We start from the raw sequence: 14,178 nt of genomic DNA on the forward strand, positions 1-14,178 counted from the left end.
ATGTTAATGCGCTTAACGCAAGTTCGCCCGCGCCGCTGCGCGGTGCACCGCGTCCACAACGGATTGCGTATGGGTCTGGTGCGGCATGTGTCCAACCCCATCCAGCGGGGTGAGGCGTGCGGTTGAGGTATCCGCCACAAGCCGTTCTGCGTGAATGGAAATCCCCACAGTGGTGTCGGCCGTGCCATGCACGATCTCGATCGGCATCGCCAGATCGGGGTAGAGCGGCGCCATGGTTTCGATCTCGGATAGCAGATTGGCGCGTTGCTTGGCATTGGCCCGCAGGGAGGAGCGGCGCAGGCTCATTTCCAGCCCGAAGTGCTCGGCAAAGCCTTCGGGAACCTCTTGTGGGGCAAAGACCTCTGCCAGCGAATTGCGCACATAGCTCTTTGGCACAAAGGCCGTCAGCAGCGGCACGACCAATGCGCTGCCAAGTCGCGAGGAGGTGACTTTGTAGAACGGCGAAAGGTCTGAGTCCCACGGGTGAGAGACACCGGAAACATTGATCACCGCAGCCGTTTGGTCGGGGAATTGTGTCGCCCAGGCCAGCGCGACTGCGCCGCCGTAGCTCTGACCAAGCACCAGCGGCCGGGTCACGCCAAGCTGGGCACTTGCCTCCTTCAAGACGCGCGCCTGTGTCTGGATGCTTGTACCGCGTGCTGTCACCGGATCGGAGTACCCCAGACCGGGGCGGTCGAAGATCAGGATGTGGTAGGCATCTTCCAGCGCCGGGGACAGGCGAAACGTCATGTCGCGGGTGCTGCCATTGGACCCATGGATCAGCACAAGATCCGGCGCGCTGCCGCGAGGTTGGCCGCGTTCAACCACATGGACCTTATGTCCATCAACGTCGAGAAACTGCCCTTGTGGCGGATGCGCCGCCATGGCGTTTTCCTCCCGAGTTGTGACGCGGGAGGACAGCATCGCGCAACCAGCCCCGAGGCCAAGCGCCAGCAGTAGAAGAGCGAGAGGAGCCATGCGCACCGATCAGGCCCGCAGGTCGGTTGTTTCCAGACCGATGCGTTCCACGTCGAAAGGCGTGGTCTGGTAAAGCTCCGACACCCAGTTGCTATAGAGCAGTTGCGCATGGCTGCGCCAACGGTTCAGCGGTTTGCGGCTTGGGTCGTCATCGGGATAGTAGTTGAGCGGAACATTGATCGCGGTTCCGCTTTCCACGTCGCGATCATATTCCTGCTTCAGCGTGTCACTGTCGTATTCAAAATGGTTGAAGATGTAGAGCGCGCGGTGGTCCTTATCCTCGATCAGGCAGGGGCCGACATCGTCGCTGCCAAGAAGCGTCGTCAGACGCGGCGCTGCGTCGATTTCCGCCTGGCTCATTTCGGTCCAGCGCGACACCGGGATTACGAAGTCATCCGAAAACCCACGCAGATAAGGCGAGGTCGGTTGCAGGTTCTGGTGCCGGAAGCAGCCAAAGGCCTTCTTCTCCAGCATGTGTTTTTGCACGCCGTGGAAATAGTTGATCATCGCCATGCCGCCCCAGCACACCCCAAACGTGGAATGCACATTGGTTTGCGTCCAGTCAAAGACCTCGCAGAGTTCCTGCCAGTAGGTGACATCCTCAAAAGGCAGATGCTCGATCGGAGCGCCGGTGATGATCAGCCCGTCGAACTTTTGATCCTTCACCTCCTGAAAGGGGCGATAGAATTCCTCCATATGCGCGGCGGCGGTGTTCTTGGTCTGATGCTCTGTCATGCGGATCAGCGACAGCTCGATCTGCAAAGGCGTTGCGGCGATCAGACGGGCAAACTGGTTTTCCGTCTGGATTTTCTTAGGCATCAGGTTCAGGAGCCCGATCTTGATCGGGCGGATGTCCTGACGGGCCGCGTGATCCGGCGACATGACCATGACGCCCTCGTCCGAAAGGACGGAGTAGGCGGGCAGGTCAGCGGGGATCTTGATAGGCATGTCAGGTCCTTTGGAGAATGTGCCGAAGAGGCGGCAATGTGGAGTGTTTAGGTAAGTCTGTTACGTTCGAGCCTCAAGAGCAGATGAAATCAACTCCTCGAAATCGGAATTTGATTCCACTTGAGAAATCTGATCGGCAGTGACGGTCACGCCCCAGTTCTCCGCCATGGCTTCGTAGCGCGGCTGGCGATGGGCGAGTGCCTGCGCATAGGTCCAGCGCAGGAAGGCATGTGGGTCAACATCAACGTCGGAGAGATTGTTTTCGCTCAGATATTCCTCCCAAACGCGGGTCAGGAACGCGGGTTGATAGGCCATCGGTTTCGGAGCTCGATCAAAGCGGCGGATCAGTTCTTGCGTATGGGCGTCGGTGCCCTTGATCCAGACCAGGAGCGTGTGCTCGCTCAGGTTCTTGAGCAACGGATCGTCCGGATCGTTGGCATCGACCCATTCGCAGATCGAGCCACCGGAATCGCAGATGAAATGCGGATACCCATAGATCCGTTCGGATCGGTTGATGAAGTAGCCCGTGTCCAGCAGCGCATCAATCTCAGCCCGGCGGAATTGGTCCTGGCGGGTGTGATACTCGGCAATGGGCAACCCGCCCTTTGTCGGATCGCCCGGAACACCGAGATAGGCGGTGACCGCGCTCAGGTTCTCGAATGTGATGTTGGAGGAGATATCGATGGAATCCGTCAGCAGAAGATCCCGCAGGAAGGGCACTTTCATCGCCTCGGCCTTGGCATTGTCGGCTATGTATTCACCCATGTAGCGGGTGCCGATGCGATAGTCGGCGGAATAGTGAAACCATTGGCCGGACCCGCGCAGCACATTGCTGACATAGGTCTTTCCGAGGCCGGACATGCCAAAGAAGAGAACCCGTTTGGACGGCGCATCGCGCCAAGCCTGTGCTGAGGAGTAAAGCATGAAACTGCTGCCTTTTTCGCGGTCTGTGGAGCCTTGCTAGACAGGCCGGAGCGAGAGGTCAATTGTGCTTGGTGTGATGGAGGTATGCGTGGCGTCCGATGAACACGACACTTCACATGCAAAAGCCCCGCCACATCGGGCGGGGCTTGGTTTTACAGTCCGATCATACGCGATCAGAAGTAGAAGCCGACCTTCACACCAAGGCTGAGAGCTTCGTTGTCATTGAAGTTGGTCACCGGATTTCCACCAGGTGATGCAATCGCGTCACCGAGTTTGGTGTAGCGCAGACCGGCTGCGATTTTCATCTTTTCGGTCTTATACTGCACGCCGAGACGGATCGCTTCCATGCCTTGCGTCGGGGCCAGCGGCGACACCAGATTGTCGCCATCCGCATCCTCGTAGATATAGGCAAGCGATGCGGACCAATTGTCATTGAAGCGGCGGCCCACACCGACGGTATAGGTGAAGGAGTCGTCCAGATCGATCAAATCACGCCCCAGAACCGTCGGCATCAGGTCGGTGACGCTGTGTTCTGCCCAGCGGACGTTCGCAAATGCGACGGTGTCCTTGGCGACGCCGGTTTGGAAATCGAGGTTCACCGACTGCGGAGTCTTGGTCTCTGTCGAGGTTGCGACCGTCGGGCTGTAGCTTTCGTTGGTTTCGAAATCATGGGTGATCTCGGAGTTGTAGGTCAATGCGGCGCGCAGGGCGATTTCCGGGATCTCATAAGCGACACCTGCGACCCAGCCGAACGCGCCATCGCGGTTGACCTTCACGTTGTAGGTTCCGCCCGGGAGCGCGCCGTAGGCTGCACCGGCAAGATTGATCTCGCCGTCAATCTCTTGATAGCGCAGACCGCCATGAACGCTGAAGCGATCATTCAACTTGTAGCGCAGCAGTGCGGTGATCGCGTTGGAATCTGCCCGCGCCATGGTGCCACCCAAAAGGGCTGATCCACCGACGGGGTAGTTGACGTCCACACCCCAAGGTTGATCGTAGATGATTGCCAGCGACAGCTCATCTGTGATGTCAGTCTTGTAGGCGCCGCCGAACATGTTGAAGCTTTCGCCAACGTCACCGGTCGCCGAACCCAGCGGGTTCAGTGAGGTGCGGTCGTTGCCGGAGACATCTGCAGACGTCGTGGCAAAGGAAAACTCTGCGTAGTTGCCTTCCTCGAAGATGACGCCGATGGGCTGGCCGGTGCGGTCAAGACCACTTGCCATCGCCGTTGATGCCAACAGCGTCGTTGCAACGGATGCCGCGATGTAATGTTTCATTAGTATCCTCCCTCAAGCGCATGGCGAAATTATATTTCGCTCAGCGGTCCTCATTCACCCTAAGGGGTTTGTGTCAGTTCAGGCAATGTTGACGGAGCGGCAGTTTGCGTCAGTGGCCCATGGCGTCCAAGCTACTGTTGCCGGGAGGATACAATATTGATGAAATTTCCGGCGAGAATAAGTGACGCACCCACAAACAGCCAGACCTCGACCGACTCGCCATAAATCAGCCAGCCCAGCAGCGCGATGAAGGGCAGGCGGGCGAAGTCGATCGGCACAACCAGAGCGGCAGGCGCAAGAGACAGCGCATTGGTGATGCAAAAATGCGCGCTCAGGCCCGCACAGCCGATGATCAGCAAAAAGGGCAGGCTCTGTGCATCGGGCAGGGTGATATCCAAGTCCCAGCCTGCAAAGATCACGCCAAGAACCAATTGCATGACGGTGAGCCAGAACATGATCGACCAGATGCTCTCAGTGCGGGTCAGCCGTTTTGTAGCGATATTCGTCAGGGCGAAAAACACGGCAGACCCGGCGGCGCAGGCCAGGCCGATATTAAAGGTCGAGGGGCTCGGGCGGGCTACAATCAGGATGCCGATGAATCCGAGGCAGACGGCGAGCCCGCGCATCCGTGTGAGCTTTTCGCCCAGCAGGAGCGGTGCCAGCAGGATCACCCAGATCGGCGAGGTGAATTCAAGCGCAAAGACCTGCGCAAGTGGAATCACGGAGACCGCGTAGAACCAAAGGTTCTGCCCAGTGAAATGTGCCATATTCCGCAGGCCATGCTGCTTTAGCATTGTGGTACTGACCTGCGGCCAGCGTCGCAGCACCGTGATCATGGCCGATACAACCAGAACCCCGACAAGACTGCGGTACATCATGATCTCGAAGGTATCCAGAGACAGGCTTGCCTCACGGCCCGCGATGGCCATGGCCGAAAAGGACAGGATGGCACCGCCCATCCAGAGGGCGGCGCGCAACAAGATGGCGTCGCGTGCCGTATTTGGTTCGGCGATACTGTCCCGCATGATGCCCCCTGATTGCTGCGTGAAGCAGATGGGGGGTAAAAGCTGTCGGGGTCAAGCCCGATCAGGCCGCAGCACGCCGTTCTGCCATGTCGAGAGAACCGCGCAGCGCGATATACTGGCTCACCAGGCTTTCGGGATCAAACTGAGAGGTACGGATCACGGCGTCGATCTTTTCCACCAGTTCATCCGAGGACGCGACAGAGTTTGCGTTCGTTTTTGGGGGCAGGATCGGTGTGCGGTCTACACCCAGATCCGTAAGCAGCTGCTTCGCGCCTGCGGGCTGTGTCACGTCTTCAAGCTGGGCATTCACAAAGCGGATGCGGTCCCCATAGCAGCGCTCGTAGTAGGTTTGCCGACACTCCATCTCCAGCGCATACCAGATCGCGGCGCCCAACTGGCCCATTTTTAGAAACGGCTCTGCATTGACGATGCGATTGGGGTAGTCCGGCGCCAGAAACCATTGCCACAGTGTGCTTATGAGAATGAAGTCATGGCGATTGACGTAGCTGGCGCATTGGCGGGCCAGATTGCGACGCAGCACAATCACGGTCGTATCTTTGTTGCGCGGATGGTGCGCCAAGGCTTCGATCAGGCCGCATTTTCCCAGCGTATGATTGGTTTCCGCATAGTTGATATCCTGAGGGAGCGCGTCGAGCTTGTGCTGCCAGAAGGCCTGTATTTCTTCATTGGACCCATAGGTGTTGAAGCTGCGCAATTGGCGAACCTCTGGCATGCGGGTGCCAAAATCCTCAATCGCGATGGGTTCGTGGATCGCGTTGACATCCAGATTGGCGCTTAGGAACTTGGCCAGCCAGCCCGATCCGGATCTGCCTGCGGTGAGAGAAAAGTAGATTTGGGGCATCGTGGCGCTCCTTGTGTCTGTCAAGTTGCGGATTTGAGTGGATAGCGTGCGGCGATGGCGTCGGTTTGGGCGTGACAGCCTGCGGCGACGGGCGAGATTGCTGTTCCCGGCATGGCTTTTGCCCTATCGGCCTGCGTCGCGAAACTCTGCGGTGCGCATATGGTCTTGTAAGGCCTTTCGTTTTTTTAACGCGAATGCAGAGAGCTGCGGGTCAAAGCCAACATAAAAAAAACGAGTTAACGCTGAGTTTCCGGCGCAAGATTCAGACAAAGAAATACAAAATGGCAGCAAAAAACCCCGGCACCTTGCGGGGCCGGGGTTTTTGTTTGTTCGAAGGGGGTTATTCCCACTCGATGGTGCCCGGGGGCTTTGACGTAATGTCGTAGGTGCATCTGTTGATGCCCTTGACCTCATTGATGATCCGCGTCGCGGTCTCTCCGAGGAATTCATGGCTGAACGGATAGTAATCCGCCGTCATCCCATCGACAGAGGTCACCGCGCGCAGCGCACAGGCGTAATCATAGGTGCGCCCATCGCCCATCACGCCAACCGTGCGCACGGGCAGGATCGCCACAAAGGCTTGCCAGATTTCATCATAGAGACCGTGCTTGCGGATCTGGTCGATGTAGATCGCATCCGCCTCGCGCAGGATCTCCAGCTTGTCGCGGGTAATCTCGCCGGGGCAACGGATCGCCAGACCCGGTCCGGGGAAGGGGTGACGGCCGATAAAGCTGTCGGGCAGGCCAAGTTCGCGACCCAAGGCGCGAACCTCGTCCTTGAACAGCTCGCGCAGCGGCTCCACCAGCTTCAGACCCATTTTCTCGGGCAGGCCGCCAACATTATGGTGCGACTTGATCGTCACAGACGGGCCGCCAGAGAAGGAAACGCTCTCGATCACATCGGGATAAAGCGTGCCCTGTGCGAGGAACTCGGCGCCATCGATCTGATCGGCGTATTTCTGGAACACGTCGATGAACAGCTTGCCGATGATCTTGCGCTTGGTTTCCGGATCGGACTGGCCGTCGAGTTCACCGAGGAACAGCTCGGTTTCATCCGCATGGATCACCTGCAGGTTCATGTGATCGCGGAACATGCCGACCACTTCCTCGGCCTCGTTCTTGCGCAACAGCCCATGGTCTACAAACACGCAGGTCAGCTGATCGCCGATCGCCTCGTGGATCAGCGCTGCCGCGACAGAGCTGTCGACACCGCCGGAGAGGGCGCAGATCACGTTTTTATCGCCCACCTCGTCGCGGATCTTCTCGACCATCTGCTCGCGGTAGGCACCCATGGTCCAGTCGCCGGCAAACCCGGCCAGACGTACGAAGTTTTCATACAGCGTCTTGCCGTTCGGGGTGTGGTGTACCTCCGGGTGGAACTGCACCGCGTAGAAGTTGCGCTCCAGATCCGCGGTGATCGCGAAGGGCGCATGGGGCGAAGTGCCGTAAACCTTGAAACCGGGTGCGATTTCAGAGACATGGTCGCCGTGGCTCATCCAGACCTGTTCGGTCTGATCGAGGAACCAGCCCCCCAACATCTCAATACGCTCTTCGGTCGGTGTCACATAGGCCCGGCCAAATTCCGCGGTGCCGTGGCCCGACAGAACGGTGCCGCCGAGCTGGTGCATCATTACCTGCTGACCATAGCAGATGCCGAGGATCGGCACGCCGTAGTCAAAGATTTCCTGCGGCGCGCGAGGGGATCCTTCGCGCGTCACGCTGTCTGGGCCACCGGAGAAGATCACGGCCTTCGGCGCGAACTCACGCACAAAGTCCATCGTGACTTTCTGGTAGGGGTGGATTTCGCAATAGACGTTCAGCTCGCGCAGACGGCGCGCGATAAGCTGCGTCACCTGGCTGCCGAAGTCTATGATTAGAAGGCGGTCATGGGCTGTCTCGGTCATGCTTGGCTCTTAGGGGGTGGCGTGGCGTCTGGCAAGAGGCCAGATGGCCTCCGCTGGCGGTTTTCGGCCCCTTTAAAGATTGCGCTGCGCGACCAGGGGCAGGGGAATTCGTAAAAAAGCCAATCAGGCCGCAAAATCCAGTCCCGGATGTCGCATTTATGCGAGAATAGCCGTTATCCTTCGGCGACGCCCGGCGTGTCTCCGATATTCAGACTGAACAGAATTCATACTGTCGTGAGGTATAACGATGACAGATGCAGCACCACGTCGCCGCAGCCGAGGTGGCGGAGGCGCCGCCCGTCGCGCGGAACGGACGAGCGTCAAGATCGAGACAGCAAAGTACATCGAACGGAATATTCCGAACTACGAGGTGCTGAACGACGAGGCGCTTGAAATCATCGAAGCCAACGCCGAGACCATCCTCGAGGAGGTCGGCGTCAATTTCGTTGACAACCCCGTCGCGTTGGAGCGCTGGCGTGAGGCTGGCGCCGATGTGCAGGGCGAGCGGGTCCGCATTCCGCGTGGCCTGGCCCGGAAACTCTGTGAGACGGCCCCCAGCGAGTTCATTCAGCATGCGCGGGATCCGAATAAATCCGTGGTGATCGGTGGCAATAACCTGGTGCTGGCCCCGATTTACGGCCCGCCCTTCGTGCGCGATGCCAATGGGGGGCGCCGTTACGCGACGCTGGAGGATTTCCAGAAGTTCGTGAAGCTGGGCTACATGTCGAAATGGCTGCACCACTCCGGCGGGACCGTCTGCGAGCCGACCGATGTGCCGGTGAACAAACGTCACCTCGACATGCTGATGGCGCATATGGAGCTGTCGGACAAACCCTTCATGGGATCTGTGACCGAGCCAAGCCGGGCGCAGGACACCGTCGATATGTGCGGCATCCTGTTCGGCAAGGAATTCGTTCAGAACAACACCGTCACCACCTCGCTGATCAACATCAACTCGCCGATGACATTCGACGAGGTGATGATGGGCGCGCTGGAGGTCTATGCGCAGAACAATCAGGCCTGCATCATCTCGCCCTTCATCGTCGGTGGTGCCATGGCGCCGGTGACCATCGCGGGCACCCTGACGCAGGTTCTGGCCGAAGTTTTGGCCGGTGTGGCCTACAGCCAGCTGATCCGACCCGGTGCTCCCGTGATCTTTGGCGCGTTTGTGTCTTCGATCGACATGAACTCCGGTGCGCCGACCTTTGGCACGCCCGAAGCCTCCATGATCACCTATGGCGCGGGTCAGCTGGCCCGGCGTCTGAAGCTGCCGTTCCGCTCTGCTGGCTCCTTCTGCGGCTCCAAACTGCCGGATGCGCAAGCCGCCTATGAGACTGCAAACTCGCTGAACATGGGTCTGCTGGCTGGGGTGAACTTCATGCTGCACTCCTGCGGTTGGCTCGAGGGTGGCCTGGTCGCGGACTTCGAGAAATTCGTGATGGATGCGGATCAGCTCGGCGCGCTACATGGCCTGGCCAAAGGCATCTATATGGATGAAAACGGTCAGGGGATGGATGCCATCCGCGAGGTCGGCCCCGGTGGCCACTACCTTGGCTGTGAGCACACGCAGGCCAACTTCAAGACGGCGTTCTGGAAATCCGATGTTCTGGATTACAAACCCTTTGAACAATGGGAAGAAGAAGGCGCGCGCGACACGTACAAGCTGGCAACCTCCCGTGTGGAGCATCTGTTGGCGACCTACAAGCAGCCCGAACTCGACCCGGCGATCCGTGAGGCGCTTGTTGCCTATGTGGCCGAAAAGAAAGCCTCGATGCCGGATTCCTTCATGTAATTCAGGCCCTGCAGTGCAGATCATCAAGAACGGCGCCCTTTGAGGCGCCGTTTTTTATTGCGGCACGGCTTTCTGCGTGGTGGCACGGGATGCCAGGTACAGGCGGCTTTCGGCTGCAAGCGCGATCAGAATGTCGACATGCCGGACGATCGAGTAGCCCGGGCTGCGGGCACGTCGGGCAACCTCCTGCGCCGACTCGATGTCCAGCAAACGCATAAGGATGGCACCCTGCTGATGTGGGGCAGAAGCCCCGAGCAGGCGCTTGAGGTCCCGGGCGCGCGAATACTCATCCGCTCCGATCCGCGCGGCGCGCGCCAGCAGCCGTGGGCGGACGAGGCTGGAAAGACGTGTGGCAAGATCCTGCATGGCATTCCCCTATGAACCTATGAACAACGAGGGGAATAATACTCAACTCTAGCGGGTGTTGCGGAAAGCCCGGGGTGAGCGAACGGTCCATTTCCAATAGCTTTGATAATCTGTGGCAGGATTTGGGTCTGTCAAAAATCAATCGTTCAGGGTTGGGGGCGTGATGCAGCCAGATTTTGGTCGGCTGTACCTTTGGGTGATCAGGGGCCTGGACATAATTGGGGGTCAGTTATGCATGACATGACCAGTTTGAATCTGCCGGATTGGGTGTCTTCTGAGGTCTTTCGATATCTTGAACATACAATGGCGCAAGTTTCGATCCGCGAACTGGCGCGCGCGGGGGAGTGTCACCCATCAACCGTTATGCGCCAGATCCGCCGCTTGGAGCACATGCGAGAAGACCCGCTGATTGACGGCGCGCTTCAGGGGTTGTCTGACACGTTCTATAATGCAGCCGCACCGCGAAAGGGCGCATGTCAAAAAGAGTATTACTGTCAGGAGGATGCGGCGCGATGTTTGACTCTTTTGGCGCAAAAAGGGGCGGTGTTGGCGGTAGGGCGCGACATGCCAAAGGCGATTGTTCTGCGGGACGCAGGCGCAGAGGTTCACAAGACGGTTGTAGATCGCGGCATCGCCGAGGTGCTGGCGCTTCAGGACTGGATCAGCTGCTTCGCGTCGGGCCGCGTCCATCGCTATCGCCTGACCAAGGATGGGCGCAGCGCATTGGCCATGTTGATGGCGCGAACAGAGAGCCACCGGCGCATGCGTCAGGAGACGACCACACAATCCGGCGTCTCTGGCATTATGGCAACCTTCCCGGCGCGCGGTCAGGCGGCGGCGCGCCGGGCGCGATACGGGCTGCAGGAAACGCCGCTTCAAACCCTGTCCCGTTTGTCTGATCGCGGTGGCAAGCCCTTCCTGTCTCCGGAAATGGTCAGGGCAGGCGAGCGGCTGCGAGAGGATTTTGAACTGGCGCAAATCGGGCAGCATATTGCCCGCGAACATGCGGCGTTCGGCGAGACATTCTGTGATCACAAGCCACAGGATTTCGACGGTCCCGCGCGCGAGGCATTCAAACGCGCCAGTTCTGCTCTCTATGCTCTGGGGCCCGGCCTGAGCGACATCGCGTTGCGGTGCTGCTGTAACCTTGAGGGGCTTGAGGCGGCCGAACGTGACTTGGGATGGTGCGCTCGCTCAGGAAAGATCGTGCTGCGGATCGCGCTGGAGCAGTTGCATCAGCACTACATCTCGTTGCCGCCGCAAAATCAGATGATTGGGTAATGCGTCACACAATCTATGCACGAAAACACAAATTAGCCGACGCAGATCACGATGGGCTTGGGTCTATTCAAACCGGTGTGCAGGCGCGGCGCGCTTTCCTGTTCGCGAAATATGGCGCGAAAGCGAATTCTCCTTTGCCCTCCCGCGCCTGTGAAAAACTTGCCAAAGGTGAAGAGGTCGCGTTATGAAAAATCCGCAACTCAACCGTCACGAAAGCGCTGGATGCGCCGATCATAGGCCGTTTGGTCAACCGAACACCTTGCTGGCAGCACATCCCAGGTATGCAGCACTGGTCGTGGTCTGCCAGCGCTGCTATGTTACGCTGCAATAACTTTCGTAGTCACAAGGAAGATCCTGTGCGAGATCTGAAGATCCCGGAGCAGCGCCACCCGGAAAAGGCGCACCGTCCCGACAATGCTCAGCCAAAGAAGCCAAGCTGGATCCGCGTCAAGGCGCCGGGCGGCAAAGGGTATGCTGAGACTCACAAGATCATGCGCGAGAACAATCTCGTCACCGTCTGCGAAGAAGCCGGTTGCCCGAATGTGGGGGAATGCTGGAGCCAGGGCCACGCCACCATGATGATCATGGGCGAGGTTTGCACGCGGGCCTGTTCCTTCTGCAATATTGCAACCGGCAAGCCACCAGAAGAGCTGGACGCCTTTGAACCTGGGCGGGTTGCTCATGCGGTGGCCAAGCTGGGGCTGAACCATGTGGTCATCACCTCGGTGGACCGCGATGACGTGGACGATGGCGGTGCCGCGCATTTTGCCCAGACCATTCGCGCGGTACGCCACCGCTCGCCCAGCACCACAATTGAAATCCTGACACCTGATTTCTTGCGGTGTGATCCCAGTGCCTTGGAAACCGTTGTTGAAGCAAAGCCGGACGTGTTCAACCACAACCTTGAAACGGTGCCGGGGCTATATCCCGAGGTGCGGGCGGGCGCGCGCTATTTCCATTCGCTGCGGCTGTTGCAGCGCGTGAAGGAGATTGATCCCAGCATCTTTACCAAATCCGGCATCATGGTTGGACTTGGCGAAGACGAAATGGCGGTCAAGCAGGTGATGGACGACATGCGCTCGGCGGATGTGGATTTTCTGACCATAGGACAATATCTGCAGCCCACACCAAAGCACCACGCCGTGGATCGTTTTGTCACGCCGGAAGAGTTCAAGAGCTATGAAAAATCCGCCTACGGCAAGGGCTTCCTGATGGTTTCTGCAACGCCTCTGACACGGTCGTCCTACCATGCGGGGGATGATTTTGCGCAGCTACGTGCGGCACGGAATGCCAAGCTCGGCATCGCATGACGCCGCAGGATCTGGAGCGTCTGATTGCGCTCCGACATGACTTGCACGCTGCGCCCGAAATCTCGGGCGCAGAGCATGCCACCGCGCGACGGATCGAAGACGAGCTGCGCGATCTTGGTGCGGACCAAATCCTGACAGGGCTGGGTGGCACCGGGCTTGCTGCGGTCTTTGATGGCCGCGCCCCTGGGCAGACCATCGGCATCCGGTGCGAATTGGATGCTTTGCCCATCCCTGAGGAAACCAACCTGAGTTATGCCTCGCAAGTCCCGGGCAAGGGACATCTTTGCGGACATGATGGTCACATGGTCATGGTTCTGGGTGTCGCGGCTGCGCTTTCACGGCAACGCCCGGAGACGGGACGTGTGGTGCTGATATTCCAGCCCGCAGAGGAAACGGGCGAGGGGGCGATCGCCTATCGCGCGGCCCCGGAGTTCGCTGAAATCGCGCCAGACATTGTGCTGTCGCTGCATAACCTGCCGGGACTGGCACTGGGGCATGTGTCGCTGCCAACATCGTCGGCCAATTGTGCCTCGCGCGGGGCGCGTATTCGTCTGACCGGGCGGACCTCCCACGCTGCCGCACCGCAAGATGGCCTGTCCCCAGCCACCGCATTGGCGGCGTTGATGGGGCAACTCTCGGCGCTGGGATCCGGCGGCGGATTAGATGAAAACTACGCGCTAACCACTGTTACACACGCAGAATTGGGAGAGAAGACCTTTGGCGTTTCGCCTGGTTTTGCAGAATTGTGGGTGACACTTCGCACAGTCACTGACACGCGGATGGATACGCTGGTGGATGCGGTTTCTGATCACGTTACCGTCTGTGCTGAGGCAGAGGGGCTGGGCTATCACATCACCTATCATGATGTGTTTGAGGCCTGCACAAACGCATCCGATGCTGTGGCCCTGTTGGAGACGGCCTGCAACGCTGAAGACGTTCCGATCACGCTGACCGACACGCCGCAGGCTTTCTCTGAGGATTTCGGGCAATTCGGAAAGTCGGCCCAAAGTGCGATGTTCTGGCTCGGCGCGGGGGAGGACCAGCCGCAGCTACACAATCCGGACTATGACTTTCCAGATGCGCTGATCCCCACCGGGACCGGCATTTTTCTACGAGCGATCCACACTCTGCTCGGCTGATCGTCAGTCGAGCAGAGCGTCCACAACGGCAACCGCGCCGACGATGGCGAGCGTATCTTTCACCACTTCGAGAATCTCACCGTTCTTGCGCACATAACGATGTCCTGCAGATGGTGGTTCCAGACCCCAGCGCTGATAATCGTCAACATATGTCCAGTCACCGGAGAGATGCCTGTCATGAGCGTGCCGTTTCTTGATCTGGCCGGGGGCAAAATGTGCGGCGCTATTCTTGTGGCCGGGGGCCCATTTCGGTGGGCCGGCCAGCGCGAACATGGGGGCGAGGGCAACGGCAGCGGCCATGAGGCCGGCGGTCAGTTTGGGCATCATCATGACGCGCTCCTTTGATCTGCGATGTCGCTTAGACATGGCGCAG

The 14,178-nt window shown here is 59.0% G+C and carries 14 protein-coding genes; 4 read left to right on the plus strand and 10 right to left on the minus strand.

All coding sequences use genetic code 11. The features are described 5' to 3' along the window. Positions 1-12 precede the first annotated feature (12 nt). The 7 genes from R0J92_RS05055 to guaA form a co-directional block, all read right to left on the minus strand. The gene (locus tag R0J92_RS05055) at positions 13-978 is read right to left on the minus strand and encodes an alpha/beta fold hydrolase (protein ID WP_411050927.1); all 966 of its coding nucleotides are present in this window, start codon (positions 976-978) and stop codon (positions 13-15) included. Between the two features lie 9 nt (positions 979-987). Beyond that, positions 988-1,926 (minus strand): homoserine O-succinyltransferase, encoded by a 939-nt coding sequence (gene metA / locus R0J92_RS05060; RefSeq protein ID WP_106164049.1) that lies wholly within the window; start codon positions 1,924-1,926, stop codon positions 988-990. Positions 1,927-1,986: 60 nt separating this feature from the next. Continuing rightward, positions 1,987-2,850: an ATPase gene (locus tag R0J92_RS05065; protein ID WP_106164050.1), complete on the minus strand. Its 864-nt coding sequence runs from the start codon at positions 2,848-2,850 to the stop codon at positions 1,987-1,989. A 173-nt stretch (positions 2,851-3,023) separates the two neighbouring features. Then, positions 3,024-4,127 carry an OmpP1/FadL family transporter gene (locus tag R0J92_RS05070; RefSeq protein WP_106164051.1) on the minus strand — a complete coding sequence of 368 codons (1,104 nt, stop codon included), beginning with the start codon at positions 4,125-4,127 and terminating at the stop codon, positions 3,024-3,026. A gap of 131 nt (positions 4,128-4,258) precedes the next feature. Further along, positions 4,259-5,152 carry a DMT family transporter gene (locus tag R0J92_RS05075; RefSeq protein WP_411050928.1) on the minus strand — a complete coding sequence of 298 codons (894 nt, stop codon included), beginning with the start codon at positions 5,150-5,152 and terminating at the stop codon, positions 4,259-4,261. Between the two features lie 61 nt (positions 5,153-5,213). Next, positions 5,214-6,014 carry a hypothetical protein gene (locus tag R0J92_RS05080; protein WP_411050929.1) on the minus strand — a complete coding sequence of 267 codons (801 nt, stop codon included), beginning with the start codon at positions 6,012-6,014 and terminating at the stop codon, positions 5,214-5,216. A gap of 340 nt (positions 6,015-6,354) precedes the next feature. Then, on the minus strand, positions 6,355-7,917 hold the full coding sequence (guaA, locus tag R0J92_RS05085; protein ID WP_106164053.1) for a glutamine-hydrolyzing GMP synthase: 1,563 nt from the start codon (positions 7,915-7,917) through the stop codon (positions 6,355-6,357). A 247-nt stretch (positions 7,918-8,164) separates the two neighbouring features. On the opposite strand from guaA, the gene R0J92_RS05090 reads away from it, so the two are divergent. Then, the gene (locus tag R0J92_RS05090) at positions 8,165-9,709 is read left to right on the plus strand and encodes a trimethylamine methyltransferase family protein (protein WP_411050930.1); all 1,545 of its coding nucleotides are present in this window, start codon (positions 8,165-8,167) and stop codon (positions 9,707-9,709) included. A 54-nt stretch (positions 9,710-9,763) separates the two neighbouring features. Here R0J92_RS05090 and R0J92_RS05095 read toward each other — a convergent pair whose 3' ends face one another. Beyond that, entirely contained in the window at positions 9,764-10,075 is a 312-nt protein-coding gene (locus R0J92_RS05095) for a DUF6477 family protein (RefSeq protein WP_411050931.1), read from the minus strand. Positions 10,076-10,315: 240 nt separating this feature from the next. Here R0J92_RS05095 and R0J92_RS05100 point away from each other — a divergent pair, with 240 nt between their 5' ends. Next, positions 10,316-11,356 carry a DUF6456 domain-containing protein gene (locus R0J92_RS05100; RefSeq protein WP_411050932.1) on the plus strand — a complete coding sequence of 347 codons (1,041 nt, stop codon included), beginning with the start codon at positions 10,316-10,318 and terminating at the stop codon, positions 11,354-11,356. Between the two features lie 67 nt (positions 11,357-11,423). Here the strand turns inward: R0J92_RS05100 and R0J92_RS05105 are convergent, their stop codons facing one another. Beyond that, the gene (locus tag R0J92_RS05105; protein ID WP_411050933.1) at positions 11,424-11,591 is read right to left on the minus strand and encodes a hypothetical protein; all 168 of its coding nucleotides are present in this window, start codon (positions 11,589-11,591) and stop codon (positions 11,424-11,426) included. A gap of 121 nt (positions 11,592-11,712) precedes the next feature. Between R0J92_RS05105 and lipA the strand changes: the two genes are divergently transcribed. After that, positions 11,713-12,666: a lipoyl synthase gene (gene lipA, locus R0J92_RS05110; RefSeq protein ID WP_411050934.1), complete on the plus strand. Its 954-nt coding sequence runs from the start codon at positions 11,713-11,715 to the stop codon at positions 12,664-12,666. Continuing rightward, a complete protein-coding gene (locus tag R0J92_RS05115; RefSeq protein WP_411050935.1) occupies positions 12,663-13,805 on the plus strand; it encodes an amidohydrolase in 1,143 nt (380 codons plus the stop codon). Before lipA ends, R0J92_RS05115 begins: the two co-directional genes overlap by 4 nt. 3 nt (positions 13,806-13,808) lie before the next feature. On the opposite strand, the gene R0J92_RS05120 is transcribed toward R0J92_RS05115, so the two are convergent. Then, positions 13,809-14,135: an RcnB family protein gene (locus R0J92_RS05120; RefSeq protein ID WP_411050936.1), complete on the minus strand. Its 327-nt coding sequence runs from the start codon at positions 14,133-14,135 to the stop codon at positions 13,809-13,811. Positions 14,136-14,178: the final 43 nt, after the last annotated feature.

Origin of the sequence: Tritonibacter sp. SIMBA_163 (assembly GCF_046535935.1) — a bacterium.
Lineage (GTDB): Bacteria > Pseudomonadota > Alphaproteobacteria > Rhodobacterales > Rhodobacteraceae > Epibacterium > Epibacterium scottomollicae.

Coding starts and splice junctions, on each gene's coding strand:
- R0J92_RS05055 (WP_411050927.1), bottom strand. CDS start 978: ATGGCTCCTCTCGCTCTTCTACTGCTGGCGCTTGGCCTCGGGGCTGGT.
- metA (WP_106164049.1), bottom strand. CDS start 1,926: ATGCCTATCAAGATCCCCGCTGACCTGCCCGCCTACTCCGTCCTTTCG.
- R0J92_RS05065 (WP_106164050.1), bottom strand. CDS start 2,850: ATGCTTTACTCCTCAGCACAGGCTTGGCGCGATGCGCCGTCCAAACGG.
- R0J92_RS05070 (WP_106164051.1), bottom strand. CDS start 4,127: ATGAAACATTACATCGCGGCATCCGTTGCAACGACGCTGTTGGCATCA.
- R0J92_RS05075 (WP_411050928.1), bottom strand. CDS start 5,152: ATGCGGGACAGTATCGCCGAACCAAATACGGCACGCGACGCCATCTTG.
- R0J92_RS05080 (WP_411050929.1), bottom strand. CDS start 6,014: ATGCCCCAAATCTACTTTTCTCTCACCGCAGGCAGATCCGGATCGGGC.
- guaA (WP_106164053.1), bottom strand. CDS start 7,917: ATGACCGAGACAGCCCATGACCGCCTTCTAATCATAGACTTCGGCAGC.
- R0J92_RS05090 (WP_411050930.1), top strand. CDS start 8,165: ATGACAGATGCAGCACCACGTCGCCGCAGCCGAGGTGGCGGAGGCGCC.
- R0J92_RS05095 (WP_411050931.1), bottom strand. CDS start 10,075: ATGCAGGATCTTGCCACACGTCTTTCCAGCCTCGTCCGCCCACGGCTG.
- R0J92_RS05100 (WP_411050932.1), top strand. CDS start 10,316: ATGACCAGTTTGAATCTGCCGGATTGGGTGTCTTCTGAGGTCTTTCGA.
- R0J92_RS05105 (WP_411050933.1), bottom strand. CDS start 11,591: ATGATCGGCGCATCCAGCGCTTTCGTGACGGTTGAGTTGCGGATTTTT.
- R0J92_RS05115 (WP_411050935.1), top strand. CDS start 12,663: ATGACGCCGCAGGATCTGGAGCGTCTGATTGCGCTCCGACATGACTTG.
- R0J92_RS05120 (WP_411050936.1), bottom strand. CDS start 14,135: ATGATGATGCCCAAACTGACCGCCGGCCTCATGGCCGCTGCCGTTGCC.